Source organism: Pseudonocardia sp. CA-107938 (assembly GCF_050936315.1).
Classification (GTDB): Bacteria; Actinomycetota; Actinomycetes; order Mycobacteriales; family Pseudonocardiaceae; genus Pseudonocardia.
The window spans coordinates 4,953,485-4,972,381 of sequence record NZ_JBNJNA010000001.1 but is presented as its reverse complement, the minus strand read 5'-3'; the positions used below and the strand labels follow the sequence as shown (position 1 = coordinate 4,972,381).

At 72.7% G+C, this 18,897-nt stretch carries 17 protein-coding genes; 5 read left to right on the top strand and 12 right to left on the bottom strand.

The genetic code is table 11. The annotated features are described in order from the left end of the window. The first annotated feature begins 5 nt into the window (after window positions 1-5). On the top strand, window positions 6-953 hold the full coding sequence (locus ACQEVB_RS24610) for an RICIN domain-containing protein (RefSeq protein WP_432975445.1): 948 nt from the start codon (window positions 6-8) through the stop codon (window positions 951-953). 175 nt (window positions 954-1,128) lie between these two features. On the opposite strand, the gene ACQEVB_RS24605 is transcribed toward ACQEVB_RS24610, so the two are convergent. After that, complete coding sequence (locus tag ACQEVB_RS24605; RefSeq protein WP_432975442.1) at window positions 1,129-2,829, bottom strand: CocE/NonD family hydrolase; 1,701 nt, start codon at window positions 2,827-2,829, stop codon at window positions 1,129-1,131. Between the two features lie 115 nt (window positions 2,830-2,944). Here ACQEVB_RS24605 and ACQEVB_RS24600 point away from each other — a divergent pair, with 115 nt between their 5' ends. Both ACQEVB_RS24600 and ACQEVB_RS24595 read left to right on the top strand, forming a co-directional pair. Continuing rightward, a complete protein-coding gene (locus ACQEVB_RS24600) occupies window positions 2,945-4,048 on the top strand; it encodes a GAF domain-containing sensor histidine kinase (protein ID WP_432975439.1) in 1,104 nt (367 codons plus the stop codon). Continuing rightward, window positions 4,042-4,683: a response regulator transcription factor gene (locus tag ACQEVB_RS24595; RefSeq protein ID WP_432975436.1), complete on the top strand. Its 642-nt coding sequence runs from the start codon at window positions 4,042-4,044 to the stop codon at window positions 4,681-4,683. Before ACQEVB_RS24600 ends, ACQEVB_RS24595 begins: the two co-directional genes overlap by 7 nt. Window positions 4,684-4,725: 42 nt before the next feature. Here the strand turns inward: ACQEVB_RS24595 and ACQEVB_RS24590 are convergent, their stop codons facing one another. Further along, entirely contained in the window at window positions 4,726-5,259 is a 534-nt protein-coding gene (locus ACQEVB_RS24590) for a winged helix-turn-helix transcriptional regulator (protein ID WP_432975433.1), read from the bottom strand. Between the two features lie 38 nt (window positions 5,260-5,297). After that, window positions 5,298-6,377, bottom strand: coding sequence for an acyl-CoA dehydrogenase family protein (locus ACQEVB_RS24585; protein WP_432975430.1), 1,080 nt, complete (start codon window positions 6,375-6,377; stop codon window positions 5,298-5,300). Window positions 6,378-6,454: 77 nt separating this feature from the next. Here ACQEVB_RS24585 and ACQEVB_RS24580 point away from each other — a divergent pair, with 77 nt between their 5' ends. Beyond that, complete coding sequence (locus ACQEVB_RS24580) at window positions 6,455-6,802, top strand: winged helix-turn-helix transcriptional regulator (protein WP_432980540.1); 348 nt, start codon at window positions 6,455-6,457, stop codon at window positions 6,800-6,802. Here ACQEVB_RS24580 and ACQEVB_RS24575 read toward each other — a convergent pair. The 9 genes from ACQEVB_RS24575 to ACQEVB_RS24535 form a co-directional block, all read right to left on the bottom strand. After that, entirely contained in the window at window positions 6,750-7,535 is a 786-nt protein-coding gene (locus tag ACQEVB_RS24575) for an enoyl-CoA hydratase/isomerase family protein (RefSeq protein ID WP_432975427.1), read from the bottom strand. The two genes, ACQEVB_RS24580 and ACQEVB_RS24575, sit on opposite strands and share 53 nt — an antisense overlap. Before the next feature lie 25 nt (window positions 7,536-7,560). Beyond that, window positions 7,561-9,600, bottom strand: coding sequence for an FAD-dependent oxidoreductase (locus ACQEVB_RS24570; RefSeq protein ID WP_432975424.1), 2,040 nt, complete (start codon window positions 9,598-9,600; stop codon window positions 7,561-7,563). Beyond that, on the bottom strand, window positions 9,597-11,201 hold the full coding sequence (locus ACQEVB_RS24565; protein WP_432975421.1) for an AMP-binding protein: 1,605 nt from the start codon (window positions 11,199-11,201) through the stop codon (window positions 9,597-9,599). The genes ACQEVB_RS24570 and ACQEVB_RS24565 overlap by 4 nt, the downstream gene beginning before the upstream one ends. A gap of 28 nt (window positions 11,202-11,229) precedes the next feature. After that, entirely contained in the window at window positions 11,230-12,426 is a 1,197-nt protein-coding gene (locus ACQEVB_RS24560) for an acyl-CoA dehydrogenase family protein (RefSeq protein ID WP_432975418.1), read from the bottom strand. After that, on the bottom strand, window positions 12,426-13,616 hold the full coding sequence (locus tag ACQEVB_RS24555) for a thiolase family protein (RefSeq protein ID WP_432975416.1): 1,191 nt from the start codon (window positions 13,614-13,616) through the stop codon (window positions 12,426-12,428). The genes ACQEVB_RS24560 and ACQEVB_RS24555 overlap by 1 nt, the downstream gene beginning before the upstream one ends. Further along, complete coding sequence (locus ACQEVB_RS24550) at window positions 13,613-15,934, bottom strand: molybdopterin-dependent oxidoreductase (protein ID WP_432975413.1); 2,322 nt, start codon at window positions 15,932-15,934, stop codon at window positions 13,613-13,615. Before ACQEVB_RS24550 ends, ACQEVB_RS24555 begins: the two co-directional genes overlap by 4 nt. Next, window positions 15,931-16,989: an LLM class flavin-dependent oxidoreductase gene (locus ACQEVB_RS24545; RefSeq protein WP_432975410.1), complete on the bottom strand. Its 1,059-nt coding sequence runs from the start codon at window positions 16,987-16,989 to the stop codon at window positions 15,931-15,933. The genes ACQEVB_RS24550 and ACQEVB_RS24545 overlap by 4 nt, the downstream gene beginning before the upstream one ends. Next, window positions 16,989-17,495, bottom strand: coding sequence for an SRPBCC family protein (locus ACQEVB_RS24540; protein WP_432975407.1), 507 nt, complete (start codon window positions 17,493-17,495; stop codon window positions 16,989-16,991). The genes ACQEVB_RS24545 and ACQEVB_RS24540 overlap by 1 nt, the downstream gene beginning before the upstream one ends. A 115-nt stretch (window positions 17,496-17,610) precedes the next feature. Then, on the bottom strand, window positions 17,611-18,177 hold the full coding sequence (locus ACQEVB_RS24535; RefSeq protein ID WP_432975404.1) for a helix-turn-helix domain-containing protein: 567 nt from the start codon (window positions 18,175-18,177) through the stop codon (window positions 17,611-17,613). Window positions 18,178-18,216: 39 nt separating this feature from the next. Here ACQEVB_RS24535 and ACQEVB_RS24530 point away from each other — a divergent pair, with 39 nt between their 5' ends. After that, entirely contained in the window at window positions 18,217-18,747 is a 531-nt protein-coding gene (locus ACQEVB_RS24530; RefSeq protein WP_432975401.1) for an arsinothricin resistance N-acetyltransferase ArsN1 family B, read from the top strand. The last annotated feature ends 150 nt before the right edge of the window (window positions 18,748-18,897 follow it).

Sequence of the window (18,897 nt, the reverse complement as noted above, 5' to 3'; positions counted from 1 at the left end):
GACCCATGCTCAGGAGAGCTGCCGTGCTGATGCTGGCGCTCGCTGCGATGCTGCTGGCCGCGCCGGCCTACGGGCAGGCGCTGGGCGGCGGGCCGGCGCCCGCCGTCTTCGGCGCGCCCAACGTCTTCATCAAGAACGTCAAGACCGGCAAGTGCCTCACCATCGCCGGCGGGACGCTGCCCGACAACAACATCCACGCCGTCCAGTTCACCTGCGACAACGACGCCTCCCGCCGCTGGGACATCACCGGGTACGGGGCCGGCGTGCAGATCCGCAACGTCAAGACCGGCAAGTGCCTCACCATCGCCGGCGGCACCAGCTCCGCCAACAACCTCGTCGCCGTCCAGTACACCTGCGACTCACACCCGTCCCGGCAGTGGCAGATGATCAGCTACGCGGGCAACACGCAGCTGAAGAACGTCATGACCGGCAAGTGCCTCACCATCGCGGGCGGCACCAGCTCCGACAACAACATCGAGGCCGTGCAGTACGACTGCGACGCCGACACCTCCCGGCAGTGGACCTTCGTGAGCTACCCCGATGCCGGCGAGCTGACCAACGCCAAGACTGCGCAGTGCATCACGCCGAGCGGCGGGTCGGTGGAGAACAACGCCCGCATCCTGCAGACCCCGTGCGGCGCCGGCCCGCTCGTCCAGTGGGCCACCGATCCGCAGTCCGACGGGTCGGTGCAGCTGCGCAACCTGCGCAGCGGCAAGTGCCTCACCATCGCCGGCGGCACCAGTTCGGACAACAACGTCGAGGCGGTGCAGTACAACTGCGACACCGACCCGTCACGCCGCTGGGTGCAGAGCGGGACGGACAACTTCCAGCTCCGCAACGTCAAGACGGGCAAGTGCCTCACCATCGCCGGCGGGACGAGCCCGACCGCGGGTCTGGCGGCCGTGCAGTTCACCTGCGACACCGATCCCTCGCGCAGGTGGAACTCGTTCTGAGCGGCGCGGCGGCCTCACGTGCCGGGGAAGTCATCCTCGACGCCTGGGGCGAGCCGGCTCACGCGCGCCGACGCGCCGACGCCCGGTCGTGTACGACGATGGCGGCATCCGGCTGGCCGGAGCCTACCTGCGGAGAATCAAGACGTATTGGGGTGTGGACCAGCTCTTCAAGTAGCTACTGCCTCGTCGCGGGGGCCGGGACCACCGGGAGGACGATCCGGGAGAGCCTCGTCGGGTCGTGGGCGATCTGCTGCTGGGCTGGTCGTGAGCGCGTGCCCTGCTCGATGGGCTCTCCGGTGTTGAGGTTGCGGTCCCAGCGAGGGAAGCAGCTGGAGGTGACGTGGACGCGGAGGCGGTGGCCGGCGCGGAACACGTGGCTGGTCGACCACAGGTCGACGGTCTGTTCGGTGAACTCGCCCGGGGACGCCACCGCGCGCACGATGCCGTCGACGACGTTGCGGGAGACGCCGTTGGTGTCGACGTCGCAGAGGCGCACGACCCAGTCGGTGGTCGGCGCGTCGGTCGCGGCGGTGAGGTGGGCCCGGACGCGGCCGGTGACCTCGAGGTCCTCGGCAAGGACATCGCTGGTGTAGACCAGCACGTCGGGCCGTGCCTCGACCGGGGCCTGGTCCAGGGGACCGGCCGGGAACTCGTTCGACATCAGCACCGCGCCACCGGTGGTCGGCACCGGGTCGGCGGGGTCGTAGGTGAACGCGTCGGTTGCTTCGGCGGCCTGCGGGGCGTCGAAGGCGAGCCGTCCACCAGCTCGCAGGAACAGGTCTGTGTCGACGGCGCGGGCCAGCGGCCACTCCTGCTCCTCGCGCCACTGGTTGATGCCCATGACGAACAGCAGCACCGGCGGCAACTCGGACTGCGGTGCCTCGGCGACCTCCGGCGCGTCCGGAGTGAGCCACCGGCGGAACCAGCCGAGTTCGAGGTCGGCGTACCGGCCGCGGAAGCCCAGCAGTTCGGTGCTGGCGGCCAACCCGTAGTTGACCTCGCCGATGTAGCCCATCCGGTTGATGTGGGACCACGGGCCCATGATCAGCGTGGCTGGGCGGCCGGCCGCCTGCATCGCGCTGAAGTTGTCGAGGGTGCCCTGGCAGAAGATGTCGTACCAGCCACCGCTGTGCAGGCTCGGCAGGTCGACCTCCGACTGCCGGCCGGCGACGCGGCACGACGCGCTCCACCCCGGCTCCCGCCGGGACCGTTCGAAGCCCAGTTCCGGGACGCCGTGCCGGTCGAACGCGGGATGGTGACCGGCGGGCAGCTCCCAGTAGGTGGTGGTCGCGATCGCGTCGATGTCGTCGACCAGGGCCTTGAGCGCCTGCCCGCGGGCCATCGGGTCGTCGGCGTGGCGGCGCATCAGGGTGTCGATCCCCTGCGTCAGCGACCAGGACACGGAGATGCCCAGTTCGCTGGCCCCGCCGCGGGCGAACAGCCCGTCGTCGGGCTCGGACCAGGTGATCATGGGCGCGATCGCCTTCAGCTCCGGCGGCTTGGCGAGCGCGGCCATCCACTGCGTGTTGCCGAAGTAGCTCGCCCCGAACATCCCGACCGACCCGTTCGACCCCGGCAGTGACGCGGCCCAGCGCACCGTGTCGTAGCCGTCGTCGGACTCGAACGTCCACGGCTCCCAGTCGCCGTCGGAGGCGAACCGGCCGCGGGTGTCCTGGATGACGACGATGAAGCCGTTCCGCGCCTTCCCGACCGGATCCACGGCGCCGGCGAGCATCGGCATGTTCTTGCCGTAGGGCAGCCGGGTCAGCAGCACGGGCCACGGCCCGTCGGCCGCGGGCCGGTACACGTCGGCCCGCAGCACGACGCCGTCGCGCATCGTGGCCGGCACATCGTGTTCGATCGTGACGTCGAGCACTGGTGGCCTCGTTCCTCGCAGCGATGGGAGCGACCGACCCTCGCACTCCGGCGCAGCGCGCGGCACACCCGATCGGGCGTACCGGGTCGTTTCGCGAGCTGCGCAGAATCGCGGGGTGCGGGCACACCCACTCCTCGACCTCGGCGATGAGTACGCGGAGCTGCTCGCGGCGCTGGACCGCGGCGAGGCGCTGAGGCGGGCACTGGCACTGCTCGTCGTCGGCTCGGAGGTGGCCTGGACGGCGCGTCCCGACGCGTCCGGCATGCTGACGCTCGAGCACCTCACCGGTGACCGGACCGGGGTCCTCCGAGCGCTGCAGGTGCCGCCCAGGTCCGGCCTGACCGGCAAGGTGCACCACTCGGGACGAGCCGAGTGGGTCGACGACTACTTCGCCAGCAACGAGATCACGCACGACTTCGACCGGCACATCGCCACCGAGGAGGTCCGGCGCGTGCTGGCCGTCCCGCTGGTCCGGGACGAGGTGACCCTCGGCGTCCTTGCGGTCGGCCCCCGTGACGAGGGCACGTTCGGCGACCGCGACATCGACCGTGCCGCGGCGATCGCGGCGCACGCCGCGCTGGCGGTGTCGGTGGCCGAACGCGCCCGGCTGACCAGGGAGATCGCGGTGCACGAGGAGCGGCAGCGGCTCGCGGTCGACCTCCACGACAGCGTCGGCGCACTGCTGTTCGCGATCGGGTCCGGGGTGGCCGACCTCGCCGAGTCGGAACTGGCCGATCCCGAGCTGCGCGCACGGCTGGACCGGCTCCAGGGACAGGCCGCGGAGGCAGCCACCGCGCTGCGGGAGTCGTTGCGCACGCTGCGGTCCTCACCGGCTGCCCTCGCGCTCGGGGTCGCGCTGCGCGCCGACTGCGCCGCGTTCGCCGACCGCACCGGTGTGCCCGCGGAGCTCGTCATCCTGGACGGGGACGCGCCCGAGCTCGCACCGTCCCGATCCGACATCCTCCTCACCGCGGTCCGCGAAGCCCTCCTCAACGTCGAGAAGCACGCCCAGGCCGGCGCCGTCGTGGTGTCGGTGCAGCGGAGCAGTTGCTGGCTGACGATCGCCGTGCACGACGACGGCGTGGGCCTGCGCCCCGACCACGCGCCGGGACTCGGGCTCTCCAGCAGCGCCGCAGCGCTGGGCCGGCTGGGCGGAACCCTGCGCGTGGTGTCCGATCCGGACGGCGGCACGATCTGGCGGGCACGGCTGCCGTGCTGACCCGCGAGCGGTCCCGCATCGTGGTCGTGGACGACCACCCGGTCGTGCACGACGGCGTCGTGGCCCAGTTGGAGCGCTACCCGGACATGGTCGTCGTCGGCCGCGCCCGCACCGGCGCCGACGCTGTCACGGTCTGCGCCGCGGAACGTCCCGACATCGTGCTGCTCGACCTGCGGCTGCCCGACCACCTCGCCGCCGAGGTCGTGCCCAGGATCCTGCGGGTCAGCCCGAACAGTCGCATCCTGCTGTTCACCGCGTTCCCCGACCACGCTGCCGTGGCGCCCACACTGGCAGCCGGCGCCTGCGGGATCCTGGTGAAGCACGCGGGCAGCACCGCGATCCGGGACGCGATCCGCAGCGTCGCCCGTACCGGCGCCTTCCACGGCGACACGCCCGCGCCGTCCACCCCGTCGACCACGGTGTCGACGAGCGCGCCGACCACCGCGCCGGTCACCGCCCGCGAGTACGACGTCCTGCGGCTCGTCGCGGCCGGCCACACCAACCTCGAGATCGGCGCCGAGCTGAACCTGTCGATCAACACCGTCAAGACCTACCTGCGCACCGTGATGCACAAGCTCGCCGCCCGCAACCGGGTCCAGCTCATCGCCAACGCCCGCGGCGAGGGCCTGCTCTGACTGTGCGGCCACCATTCGGGATCGAGGGTGCGCCGATGCCGGTCAACCAGCATTCTCGACGGGCGCGCCCGGTGACGGGTCCAGACCGAAGCGCCGCCGGACGTCCTCGCGCCGGGTCAGCCGCTCGGGATAGCCGGGCCCGAGGTGCAGCGTCGTGTCCGCCGAGGTCATGGGCTCGTTGCAGTGGCTGCAGACGACCGTGGCCTCGGCGTCGTGCCCGCACCGCTCGTGGTGCAGGACGATGGGTGGACCCGCCTCGTCGGCCAGCCAGTGGTCGCCCCACTGCTGCAGCGCCACCAGCACCGGGAAGAACTCGCGCCCCTTCCGGGTGAGCACGTAGTCGTAGCGGACCGGCTCGGTCTGGTAGGGCCGTTTCTCCATCAAACCTTCGGCGACGAGCGTCTTCAGCCGGTCGGCCAGGGTGTTGCGGGCGATGTTGAGACCGGCGTGGAAGTCGTCGAAGCGCGTGATGCCGTAGAAGGCCTCACGCAGCACCAGCGGCGTCCACCAGTCGCCCAGCAGGTCCATCGCGCGCGCGATGGAGCAGGGCCAGTTCGCGAAGGAGGTCCGCCTCATGGTCGAATCATACGGGTCTCATGTCAGGACTGAGCAGCTCAGCGGCCGAGGAGCAGCTGCGCGAGGCCGTCGAGCTGGCGGGCCTGGGAGCCGAGCAGGACGCGCCGCGCCCTGGCTCGGCGCAGGTACACGTGCGACGGGTGTTCCCAGGTGAAGCCGATCCCGCCGTGGACCTGGAGCGCGTCACCCGTCGTCACGTCGGCCGCGTCGCACGCCGCGACGAGCGCGGTGGTGGCGGCCGCTGCGCTGCTCTCCCCTGCGTCGATCAGCTCTGCGGCGGCGTGCACCAGCATCCGGGCCGCGTCGAGCTGGACGTGCCGGTCCGCGAGGAGGTGCTTGAGCGCCTGGAAGGACCCGATGGGCCGGCCGAACTGCCGGCGATCCTTGGCGTAGGCCACGGCTCCGTCCAGTGCGCGCTGCGCCGTGCCGACCAGCTCGGCGGCCAGCGCGACCTGGATCTGCGCTGCCGGGAACGCCGCTATCCGGACGAGCGGCGCGGCCACGCCCTGCGCGGTGACCGCGGCGACCGGCTCCCGGACGTCGAGCGACTCCACCGCCCGTGTCTGCACACCGTCCCTCCTGGTGTCGAGGAGGACCGCTGTGAGCGGCTCGGCGAAGGCGAGGACCAGGTCCGCAGCGCGCCCGAACGGCACCGCCGCGAGCGCGCCGTCGACCCGGCCATCACTGACGCGGAGCGCGGTGCGCCGTCCGGGCACGACCTGCGCCGGGAACGTCTCCCACGCCGGCGCGACGACGAGCGTGCCCTTCACGAGGTCGGCCAGCACCTGGCGGGCGACTCCGTCGTCAGTTCCATCATCGAGGCCGGCGACGAGCACGGCGGCGACCGCGGCCGTGCCGGCGAACGGCACGGCCGGGAGCGCCGCACCCACCTGCTCGGCCAGCACGCACAGCTCGGTGACGCCGCCACCCGAGCCGCCGAGCTCCTCGGGGACGGCGAGGCCGAGGAGCCCCAGTTCGGCGAGCGCGGACCACAGCTCCCGGTCCAGCTCCGCGGGCACACCGAACGCGGGCGGGACCGGCGACGTGCGCGCCGCCCGCTCCAGCAGGCGCCTGGACGTGCTGCCCAGCTCGCGCAGCGCGTCGCTCAGTACGTCCATCTGCCTCTCCTCGTGCGTTGCTCAAAACAACTCAGCAGGTTAACGTCATGTGATGGCCCGAGAAGGCACCGAGCTCACTGGCCCGTGCCGCCGAGCTGGTCGCCGACCGGTGGACCGTGCTCGTCCTCGGGGACCTCCTGGACGGGATCCACCGGTTCGACGACCTCGCAGCGCACCTCGGGATCGCGCGCAACGTCCTCACCAGGAGGCTCTGCACCCTCGTGGACGCCGGCCTGGTCGCCCGGGTGCCGTACCGGTCGGACGGCAGCAGGACGCGGCACGAGTACCGGCTCACGCCCGCCGGGCGCGACCTGGACACCGCGCTGGCCGCGCTGCGCGAGTGGGGCGATGTCCACCTGGCCGGCGCGGCCGTCACCGGCCTTCGAAGTCCGTGTTCGTGTGGATGTTCCTGCTGCCCCCGCTGAGGACCTTCGCCACGCCGGCCTGCATGTCGCGGGTCTCGAACAGCGGGGCACCGTTGTCCAGCACGCCGCGGTCGGCGTCCCGGACGCCGTTGTCGAGGTAGCGGCGGATCAGAGCCTTGCCCGCGGCCAGCGCCCGGGTCGGGCCGCCGGCGTAGCGGCGGGCCAGCTCGGTGGCGCGGTCGAGCACCTGGTCGTCGGGCACCACGTGGTTGACGATGTTCCAGTCCGCGAACTGCTGCGCGGTGTACTGGTCGCCGTCGAAGACGATCTGCTTGGCGCGGGCCGATCCGGCGCGTTCGGCCAGGCGGTGGATGCCTCCGAGCAGCGTCGTCGTGCCGATGTGCCGCTCCACCTGCGCGAACCGTGCCGACTCGCCCGCCACCACGATGTCCGCGCAGAGCACCACCTCCAGGCCGGCCGCGAGGCACAGGCCCTGCACCGCGACGACGGTCGGCACCGGCAGGTCCTCGAGCCGCGCGAACACGGGCAGCGCGCGGCTGAACAGCGCCCGGGCGTCGGCGGCGGACCGCTCGTGGAACACCCGCACGTCGGCACCTGCCATGAAGTGCGGGCCTGCGGTGCGGATGAGGAGGGCCCGGATCGGTGCCGCCTCGATCGCGCCGACCGCGTCCTCGAACCCGGCGATCACGTCCGCGGACATCAGGTTCAGCGGCGGGTTGTCGACGACCAGGACCCCCAGTGCGTCGGCGTGCTCGAATCGGACCACTCCCATGACAGGTTCTCCTCCGGCCGGTGGTTCAGAGCGCCGCGGCGGTGCGGGTGCCCTGGTCGATCGCGCGCTTGGCGTCCAGTTCGGCAGCGACGTCGGCGCCACCGACGAGGTGCACGGGCCGGCCGGCGGCACGCAGCCCGTCGAGCAGGTCCCGGACCGGCTCCTGGCCCGCGCAGACGACGATCGTGTCCACGGCGAGCACCCGGTCGTCGGCGTGCTCGGGGCCGGCGCTCAGGTGCAGCCCCTCGTCGTCGATCTTCTCGTAGTTCACGCCGCTGACCAGCTCGACGCCCTTGGCGGCGAGCGCGGCCCGGTGCACCCACCCGGTGGTCTTGCCGAGCCGCGTGCCGATGCGGCCGCCGGTCCGCTGCAGCAGGTACACGGTCCGGGGCGATGGCTCGGGCTCCGCTGCGCGCAGGGCGCCGGCCGCGGACTCGGGGTCGGTGACGCCCCACTCCCGTCGCCAGGCGGCCAGGTCGAGGGTGGGCGATTCCGGGTGGGTGAGGAACTCGCTGACGTCCACCCCGACGCCACCGGCGCCGATCACCGCGACCCGGGCGCCGATCGGGACCTCGCCGCGCAGCGCCTGCGGGTAGGTGACGACCATCGGGTGGTCGATGCCGGGGATGTCCGGCACGCGTGCCGTGACGCCGGTCGCGAGCACGACCTCGTCGTGGTCGGCCAGGTCGGCCGCCGTGACCCGCCGGCCCAGGTGCAACGCCACACCGGTGAGCTCGATCTGGCGGAGGTAGTAGCGGATGGTCTCGGCGAACTCCTCCTTGCCCGGGATCCGGCGCGCCAGGTCGAACTGGCCGCCGACCGTCTCGCCGGCCTCGAACAGGTCGACCCGGTGCCCCCGCGACGCGGCGGTGACCGCTGCGGAGAGCCCGGCCGGTCCGGCGCCCACCACTGCGACGCGCTTCGCGCGCCGCGCCGGCCCGAGCACGAGCTCGGTCTCCCGGCCGGCCCGCGGGTTGACCAGGCAGCTGGCCTTCCCCTCGTCGAACACGTGGTCCAGGCAGGCCTGGTTGCAGGCGATGCAGGTGTTGATCTCGTCGGTCCGGCCGCCGGCCGCCTTGCGGATCCACTCCGGGTCGGCCAGGAGCGGCCGCGCCATCGACACCATGTCGGCGTCGCCGCGGGCGAGCACCTCCTCGGCCACCTGCGGCATGTTGATCCGGTTCGACGTGATCACCGGCACCGGCACGTGCGGGCGCAACCGCGCGGTGAACGACGTGAACGCCGCCCGCGGCACCGAGGTCGCGATGGTCGGCACCTGCGACTCGTGCCAGCCGATCCCCGTGTTGAGCAGCGTCGCGCCGGCCGCCGCGACCTCCTGCCCGAGCGCGACGATCTCGTCCCACGTCTGCCCGCCCTCGACGAGGTCGGCGAGCGAGATCCGGTAGATCACCAGGAAGTCGGGCCCGACGGCGTCCCGGACCCGGCGCACCACCTCGACGGCGAACCGCCGCCGGTTCTCCGGTGTGCCGCCCCAGTCGTCGGTGCGGTGGTTGGTCCGCGGCGCGAGGAACTCGTTGATCAGGTAGCCCTCCGAGCCCATGATCTCGACGCCGTCGTAGCCGCCGTCGCGGGCGAGCACGGCACAGGCGGCGAACGACTCGATGTGCTCGAGGACCTCGTGCTCCTCCAGCGGCCGCGGGGCGAACCGGTTGATCGGCGCCCTGCTCGCCGACGGCGCGACGAGGTCGGGCTGCTTGGAGTACCGGCCGGCGTGCAGGATCTGCAGGGCGATGCGCCCGCCTGCCTCGTGCACGGAGTCGGTGACGATCCGGTGGGCCGGCAGCTGGGCGGGGTCGTCGAGCAGCGAGCCACCCGCACCGAGGACGCCCTGCGGGTGCGGGGCGTAGCCACCCGTCACCATCAGCCCGACCCCGCCGCGGGCCCGCTCGGCGAAGTACGCGGCCAGCTTCGGCGCGTCGGCCGGATCGTCCTCGAGTCCGGTGTGCATGGAGCCCATGAGGACCCGGTTGGGCAGGGTAAGGAAGCCCAGGTCCAGCGGGGCGAGCAGGTGCGGGTACTCGGTGTCCATGCGCTGCTCCGTCATGCCGTCACGACCGGACCGGCCGCGCGGGCCCGCAGCTCCTTGCGGAGGATCTTGCCGGCCGCGGACTTCGGGATGGCGTCGACGAACTCCACCGCCCGCACCTTCTTGTACGGCGCCACCTGCGCGGCGACGAAGCCCATCACCGCGTCGGCGTCGAGCTCGGGGCAGGTGGCCGACCGCACGACGAAGGCCTTGGGGATCTCCTGGCCGTCGCCGTCACGGACGCCGATCACCGCGGCATCGGCCACGCCGTCGTGGCGCAGGAGCACGGACTCCAGCTCGGCCGGCGCCACCTGGTAGCCCTTGTACTTGATCAGCTCCTTCAGCCGGTCGACCACGTGGAACGCGCCGTCGGCGTCGACGGTGACGAGGTCGCCGGTGTGCAGCCAGCCCTCCTCGTCGACGGCCGCGGCGGTCGCGTCGGGGTTGTTCAGGTAGCCGCGCATGATGTTCGGGCCCCGGCACCACAGCTCGCCCCGCTCCCCCGGCGCAGCGTCCTCGCCGGTGCCGGGATCGACCACGCGGGCTTCGACGTTCGGCATCGGCAGCCCGATCGACCCGCGGTCGAGGTCGGTGCGCTCGACCGGGATCCCGTGGGTGCACGGGCTGGACTCGGTCAGCCCGTAGCCCTGCACCACCGTGGCCCCGAGCCGGGTCTCGACGCGCCTGGCGAGGGCCGCGTCCAGCGGCGCCGCGGCCGACATGACGATCTCGACGCTGCTCATGTCGTAGGCGTCCACCAGCGGGTGGTGCGCGAGCGCGAGGGCCACCGGCGGAGCGATGAAGACGTGGTCGACCCGGTGCTCGGCGATGGCGCCGAGGAACTGCGCCAGGTCGAAGCGCGGCAGCGTCACCACGCCGGCGCGGCGGTGCAGCGCTCCGTTCATGATCCCGGTCAGGCCGTAGATGTGGAACAGCGGCACCGCGGTGAGCAGCCGGGACCCCGGGCTGGTCCGAACCAGCGGCTGCATCTGCAGCAGGTTGGCGACCAGGTTGCGGTGGGTGAGCTGCACACCCTTCGGCAGACCCGTCGTGCCCGACGAGTACGGCAGGGCCGCGAGGTCCTCGCCGTCGACCGCGGCGTACGGCACCGGCTCGTGCGCCGCCAGCAGATCGGCCACGCCGGTCTCGGGCACCGGCCCGCGGCCGGGTACCGGATCGCCGAGCACGACGATCTCGGTGATGCGCACGCCCGGCTCGGCCACCGCCACCCGCGCCCGCTCGACCCCGCCGGGCGGGCTGAACAGGACGCGCGCCCCCGAGTCGCGCAGCTGGTGGGCGAGCTCGGCCGGGGTGTAGAGCGCGTTGATCGGCGACGCGGCGGCGCCGGACGCGAGGATCCCGTGGAACGCGAGCGGGTATGCCGCGCAGTTCGGGGCGAACAGCCCCGCCACGTCGCCGCGCCCGACGCTCCGCGCGGCGAGCGCGCCGGCGATCCGGGCGACCCCGTCGGCCAGCTCGCCGTAGCGGAGGGTCTCGCCGGTGACCGCGTCGACGATGGCGACGCGCCCGGCATCGTCAGCGGTCAGCCCGCCGAGGAGGAACTCGGGCAGGCCGACCGGCGGCACGGTGACGTCGGGGTAGGGACTCCGGAAGATCATGCTGCTCCTCGCTGAAACGATGGGGCGGTCAGACCGTGGGACGAGGTTCTTTCGGCAGTCCGAGCAGGAGCTCGCCGACGATGGTGCGCTGGACCTGGGACGAGCCCGCGTAGATCGTCCCGGCGCGGGCGTTGAGGTAGACCGAGGTCCACGACGCCGACGAGTTCGGCGCGCCCGGGTCGTCGGTCTGGTACCAGTTGGGCGACACACGCCCGGTGGGCGCGAGCGCGTCGAGGCCGAGGACGTCGAGGGCCAGCTCCGTGACGAGCCGGTGGTACTCGCTCCAGAGCAGCTTGAACGGCGCCGCCTCCGGACCCGGCTCGGAGCCGGCGAGCAGGGTGGCGGCGGTGCGCCGGCCGTGGCAGCGCAACTGTTCGACCTGCACGTGGCACCAGGCGAGCCTGCGGCGCACGTCGGGATCGGTGTCGAGGCCGCGCTCGCGGACCAGCGCGACGAGCCGGTCCAGCTCGTTGCGGAACCGGATCGGGGCGTGGATCGCCGTCTCCCCGCGCTCGAAGCCGAGCAGCGTCATCGCGACCGCCCAGCCGCGGTCGACCTCCCCGACGACGAGCCCGGCGTCGGTCCGCGCGCCGTCGAAGAAGACCTCGTTGAAGTCGGTCTCGCCGGTGATGTTGCGGATCGGCCGGACGTCGACGCCGGGCTGGTCGAGCGGGACGAGCAGCATGCTGATGCCGCGATGGGCGGGCGCGTCCCGGTTCGTCCGGGCGAGGACGAACATCCAGTTCGCCTTGTGCGCTCCCGACGACCAGAGCTTCTGGCCGTGGAGCACCCACTCGTCGCCGTCGCGCTCGGCGCGCAGCGCGAGCGCGGCCAGGTCGGACCCGGCCCCCGGCTCGGAGAAGCCCTGCGCGAAGACGTACTCGCCGGACACGATCCGGGGCAGGAAGCGGCGCAGCAGCGCCGCGTCCGCCCACCGGCGCATCGTGTTGCCGAGCATGCTGATCCCGAACGCGTCGCTGTCGGAACCGAACGGGATCCCCGCCCCGGTCAGCTCCTCGACGAGCACGATCAGCTCGGCCGGCCCGAGCCCGGCGCCGCCGAACTCCCGCGGCCACATCGGCGCCACCCAGCCCCGCTCGGCCAGCGCGGCCCGGGCGCGCGTGCGGAAGGCGGCGGCATCGTCCTCGGGCAGGGCGCCGATGCCGGTCCAGCCGGGCGGGACGAGGTCGGCGACGAACGCCCGCACCTCGGCGCGGAACGCCATCAGAGGCGTTCGATGATCGTGGCGTTGGCCAGCCCGCCGGCCTCGCACATGGTCTGCAGCCCGAACCGGCCGCCGTGCTGCTCGAGCACCGACAGCAGGGTCGTTATGAGCCGCGCCCCGCTCGCCCCGAGCGGGTGCCCGATCGCGGTGGCCCCGCCGTGGACGTTGACCTTGCCCAGGTCCGCCCCGGTCTCGGCCTGCCAGGCCAGCACCACGCTGGCGAACGCCTCGTTCACCTCGAACGCGTCGATGTCGGCGAGGTCGAGCCCGGCGCGGTCGAGCACCTTGCGGGTCGCGGGGATGACACCGGTCAGCATGAGGAGCGGGTCGTCGCCGGCCACGGCGAAGCTGTGCAGCCGGGCCCGCGGGCGCAGGCCCAGCCGGGCCGCGGTCTCACCGCTGGTGATCAGCAGCGCGGCCGCCCCGTCGTTGACGGGCGAGGAGTTGCCGGCCGTGATCCGCCACTCCAGCTCCGGGAAGCGCTGCTCCCACGCGTCGGCCCGGAAGGCGGGCCGCAGGCCGGCGAGCACGTCGACCGTGGTCGTCGGCCGGACCGACTCGTCGCGGGTGACCTCGACGAGCGTCCCGTCGACAGGGACCTTCACCGGCGCCACCTCGCCGGCGAACCGGCCCTCGTCCCACGCGGGCGCGGCGCGCCGGTGGCTCTCGGCGGCGAAGGTGTCCAGCTGGGCGCGGGAGAAGCCCCAGCGCTGCGCGATGAGCTCGGCGCTGATGCCCTGCGGCACGAGCCCCTCGGGGTAGCGGCCCGCGACGCCGGCGCCGAACGGGTCCTGCCCGGCGAACTGGCTGCCCATCGGCACCCGGCTCATCGACTCGACGCCCGAGGCGATCACCACGTCGTAGGCCCCGGCGATGACGCCCTGGGCGGCGAAGTGGACCGCCTGCTGGCTGCTCCCGCACTGCCGGTCCACGGTCACCCCCGGCACCGACTCCGGCAGGCCGGCCGCGAGCGCCGCCCACCGGGCGGTGTTGCCGCTCTGCTCGCCGACCTGCCCGACCGCGCCGCTGATCACGTCGTCCACGAGGGACGGGTCGATCCCGGTGCGCTCGACGAGCGACCGGATGGCGTGCGCGTGCAGGTCGACGGGGTGCAGGGCGGACAGCGCACCGCCCGGCTTGCCCTTCCCGACCGGCGTGCGCACCGCGTCGACGATGACGGCATCTCTCATGTCCTGCTCCCGTGGTCGATCAGCTGCCGGACGCGGTCGCGGTCCCGCTCGGCGCTCACGCCCTCGACGGCGGTCGCGCGTTCCAGCCGGACGGGCACGTCCTTGTGGTGGGGGGTGCCGGCGATCGGGTCGCGGTCGGCGGCATCAGTGATCAGGTTGATCCGCGGGCCATGGGTCACGCGGCCACCGCGACCGTCGGGAACCGACATCCCGAAGCCGTGGGGCAGCGCCACCTGGCCGCGGCGGAGGCTGTCGTCGATCTCCGACCGGACGACGATCCGCCCGGTCCGCGTGACGACCGCGACCCACTCGCCGTCGGCGGCCCCGATCGCGGCGAGGTCCTCGGTGCGCACCCGCAAGGCGCCGTCGGGGTCGGTCTTGCGCCACCCGGGCGCGCGCATGATCTGGTTGGCGTTGTGGCTGCGGCGCTGCCCGTTGACCAGCGACAGCGGGTAGTCAGGCTCGACGCCGTCCCGCTCGGGATCCAGGTTGCCCAGCCAGTCGAGCAGCTCGGGCACGGCGAGCTGGATGCGCTCGTTGCGCACGAGGGTCCACACCTCGTCGTAGGTGTGCTCGCTGAAGGCGAACCCGCTGGGGCTCGACAGCAGCCGGTCGAACAGCGCCTCGCCGAGGGCCGCGCCGGTCAGGTCGGTGCCCAGCGCCCGCTGCACGGGCACCGTCATCTTCCGCGCCGCGGTGTGGCAGCCCGGCCACAGGATGGCCGCGGACGCTGCGCCGTCGGGCAACGTGCGCCCGAGGGTGCGGTAGAGCAGCGTCGGCGCGATCGCCGGGTCGTCCTGCAGCAGCGGGCCGGCGTGCTTAAGCAGGTTCGCGCGGTCGTCCCGGGCGACCTCCGTGAGCCGGTCGAGCGTCTCCTGGTCGGGCAGCACGCCGAGCTCGTCGAACAGCCGTGCGTAGATCTCCGCCTCCACCAGCGTGCCGGGCAGCGGGTCGAACACCGGCCGGCGCAGATGGAAGTAGTTGGTCGGCCACTCGAAGTCGAAGAACGTCCACTCCCACTTCTCGAACTGCGACGCGGCCGGGAGCACGTAGTCGGCCAGCGCGGCGGTCTCGGTGTAGGCGATGTCGATCACCACCGACAGCTCGCACTCGCTGATGGCCCGTTCGGTCAGCGCGGTGTCGGCCGCCGTGTTGGCCGGGTTGGACGACTCCACCCAGAGCACCCGGGCCCGGTGCGGGTGATCGGCGAGGATCTCCTCGGCGAGGGTGTTGAGCGGCAGCAGCCCGCCGATGTACTCGAACCCCGTGATCTCCGAGCGCTGGCCGCGCGACTCGCCCCACAGCGGCACCAGCCACGAGTGCAGCGCGTTGGTGCCGGGCCGGCCGAAGTGCCCCGTGACCAGGTACAGCAGCTTCTCCAGGTAGCTGTTGAGCGTGGAGTTGCGGCCCTGCTGGATCCCCAGCTCGACGCGGACGGTCATCGCCCGCGCCGCGAGGATCTCCTCGACCGCCCGCTCGACGTCGGCGCGGTCGACCTCTGCGTGCGCGATCCACGCGTCGACCGGGACCTTCCGCAGCGCCGCGGCGACCTGCTCGAACCCCTCGGTGTGGGCGTCGAGGAACTGCTCGTCCACGCCCCGGCGCTCGACGATCAGCGCGAGCACGGCGCCCAGCAGGTAGGCGTCGGTGCCCGGCCGCAGCGCCAGGTGCACGTCCGCGACGGCCGCGGTCTCCGTGCGCCGCGGATCGAGCACGATCATCTTCCGGTCGGGGTCGTTCTTGATCGTGTTCACGACGTTGCGGGCGCGGTTGAACCCGTTGGCGAGCCAGGGGTTGCAGCCGATCACGACCAGCAGGTCGCACTCCTCGACCCCTTCGGAGGTGTGACAGGTCTGCCCGCCGTAGAGCTTCCCGTTGACCCAGAAGTCGCCGGTCTTCTCCTGCGAGAGCGCACCGAAGAAGCGGGTGGAGTTCATCCACCGCAGGAGCGCGTGCCCGTAGCCGCCGCCGGAGTGGTTGCCCTGGCCACCACCGCCGACGTAGGCGAACGACCCCGGCCGGCCGGCGGCGAGGTCCGCGTCCCGGACCGCGCGCAGCCGAGCCGCGAGCTCGGTCAGCGCCGTCTCCCAGCTGATCGGCTCGTGCGTGCCGTCGGCGCGCCGGCGCAGCGGTGTGGTGAGCCGGTCGTCGTGGTTGCCGTACCAGGTCAGCCGCTGCGGCTTCTGGCACAGGTAGCCGGCCGTGCGCGGGTTCTGCTTGTCGCCACGGACGCGGGTGATCGCGCGCCCGTCGGTCTGCACCTCGAGCGCGCAGTTGACGTAGCAGAGGTTGCAGGCGGTCTTGTGCCACTCGCTCACGCAGAGGCTCCGATCTCGCGGACGATGTCGATCGCCCTGGCCAGGGTGGACAGCCGCGCGTCGAGGGTGTCGCCGGCCGGGTACAGGCGGACGGTGTCGACCCCGGCGGCGCGCCACACGCGCAGCCGTTCGCGCACCATGGGTTCGGTGCCGATCAGCGTGGTGCCCAGCACCATCTCGTCGGTCACCAGGTCGGCGGCACCGTCGCGGTCCCCGGCCTGCCACCGCTCGCGCACCTGCGCCGCGACCTCGGCCCAGCCCTGCCGGCTGTAGGCCTGGTTGTAGAAGTTCGTCGACGCGGAGCCCATGCCGCCGAGGCTGAACGCCAGCTCCTTCTTCCGGCCGGCCACCATCTGGCGCAGGGCGTCCTCGTCGGGCGCGAACGCCACCTCCGCGCCCTGGCACACGTCCAGGTCGGCCCGGGCCCGTCCGCTGCGGGCCAGGCCCTCGTCCAGGTGCCGGAAGTACGCGTCGGCCGCGCCCTCCGGCACGAAGCTGGTGCCCAGCCAGCCGTCGGCGACCTCGCCCGTCAGGCGCAGCATCGCCGGCGAGAGCGTGGCCAGGTAGATCGGGATCGGGTGGTGCGCCTGCATCGACAGGCGCATCGGCTTCGCGTCGCCGCCCGGCAGTGGGATCCGGAACTCGGAGCCGGAGTAGGCGATCTTCCCGCCCTCCAGCACCCGGCGCACGATCTCCACCGTCTCCCGCGTCCGCACCAGTGGCCGCGCGAACGGCGTCCCGTGCAGGCCCTCGATCACCTGCGGCCCGGAGGCGCCGAGCCCGAGCAGGAACCGCCCGTCTGACAGGTTCGACAAGGTGATCGCCGTCTGCGCGACGGCGACCGGGGTGCGGGTGCCGACCTGCATGATCCCGGACCCCAGGAGCATCCGGTCCGTCTTGGCCGCGTAGTACCCCAGCGCCGACGGGCCGTCCGAGCCCCACGCCTCCGCGACCCAGCAGATGTCGAGGCCGAGCTTCTCCGCCTCCACCACGAAGTCGACGTGGTCGCCCCACGCGTCGCCGGCGGAGGCCTCGATCGTGGTCGCGGTGCGCATCAGGCCTCTGCCAGCTTCTTGATGTGCTCCAGCGTGCGGGTGATGTTCTGCTCGAACTCCCGCATCCGCACGAACACGATCTTCTGCTCCTTCTCCGGCATCCGATCGATCGCGAACGACAGGCCCGACCGCGCAGGGCCCATCTGCATCCACTGCGACAGCTCCGTCCCACCCTCGGACGGTGTGAGCCGGAACCGCCAGATCGCGGTGGGATCGTCCGGGTCGACGACCGCCCACGCGAACACGCGCGGCGGGTCGTACTCGATCACGTGTGAGGTGGTGGCCCACTCACCCAGGGCCTCGTGCTTGCTGCGCCCGACGAACCGCGCGCCGACGGCCGGTTCGCTCGCCCCGTCGAGCCACTCCACCTCGCAGAGCTCAGCGCTCATGCTCGGCATCAGCTCGACGTCGGACACCAGCGCCCAGACGCGCTCGGGCGGGGCGTCGATCCAGGTGCGCACCTCGACCGTCGGCTTGTCCGCATAGCGAGCGCCCGTCCACTCCATCGCCGGCCATCCTCCACGTCGCTGGGGCATTGACCAGTAGAGTTGCGCAATAAGACTGACTCGTCAAGCCTTCAGCGACAGGCGACGAAGAGATGTGGGGAAGCTCGGGCGCCGTTCAACCACGACCCTTGACGAGGGCGACCAGGTAGCGGCAGGACGTCGTGGCGGGGTTCTCGAAGGTGGTGGCCGACGGCGGGCCGAGCTGGAGGCAGTCGCCGACGGCCAGGTCGTGCACGAGCGAACCCTCGTGGAAGCGCAGGCTGCCGGACAGGATCCAGATCTGCTGGTGCTTGAAGTGGTAGGCGTCGGCCGGGTACGACACCGACGCCCCGGGCGGTAGCTCGACCTCGACCAGCTCGAGCGGCCCGTCGGTGGCGGGCGAGACCGCGCGCCGGCGGTACCCGGTCGCCGGATCGGTCCAGACCGGCTGGTCGGCGAAGCGGCGGAGCAGATCGCCGGAGTCCTCCTCAGCTCGCGCGACCAGCTCGGACAAGGTCATGCCGAGCGCGCCCGAGAGGCGGCCGAGCAGCACCGCGGTGGGTTGGGCCTCGCCGCGTTCGATCTTGCCGATCATGGCGCGCGACACGCCGGAGCGTTCCGCCAGCGCGTTCACCGACAGCCCGAGAGCGACCCGGGCCTGCTGGACGGCGGCCGCGAGCGAGGCGGAGAGCGGGTCATCCATGCTTGCCACTATAGAAGCAGTTGTGCCTACTATCGTGACATGCAGAGCACGATGGTGATCAGAGCCGCGACAGAGCGGGACGCCGACGCCTGCGCCGCGATCTACGCGCCGTACGTCACCGACACCGCGATCACGTTCGAGACCGAGCCACCGACGCCGGCCGAGATGGCGCAGCGGATCGCCCATGCCGAGCAGTCCCACGCCTGGCTGGTGCTCGAGTCGGACGGCCGCGTGGTCGGGTACGCGTACGCGAGGCCGATGAAGGCGCGCGCGGCGTACCGGTGGTCCTGCGAGGTCAGCATCTACCTGGAACTCGGCCGTCGGCGCACCGGTGGAGGGCGCGCGCTGTACGAGGCTCTGTTCGAGCGGCTCACCGAGCGCGGCTACCGGACCGCGGTGGCAGGGATGACACTGCCGAATGACGCGAGCGTGGGCCTGCACGCGGCTCTCGGCTTCGCGCCGGTCGGCACCTTCCGCAACGTCGGCTGGAAGCTGGGCGGGTGGCACGACGTGGCATGGTCGCAACGCGCCCTGGCCGCAACGCCCGACCCGCCGGCCGAGCCCCGCTGACCGCATGCCCTGCTCACCGGGCATCGCCGCGGCCGTTCCGGCCCGGTTTCGTGCAGGGCACGGCCGCCCCCTCGGGCGATCAGGGGAGGCCGGCGGACCGGCACCCTGGAACCGACCGCTGCTGACGGGACGTTCCTGGTGGTCGAGCTC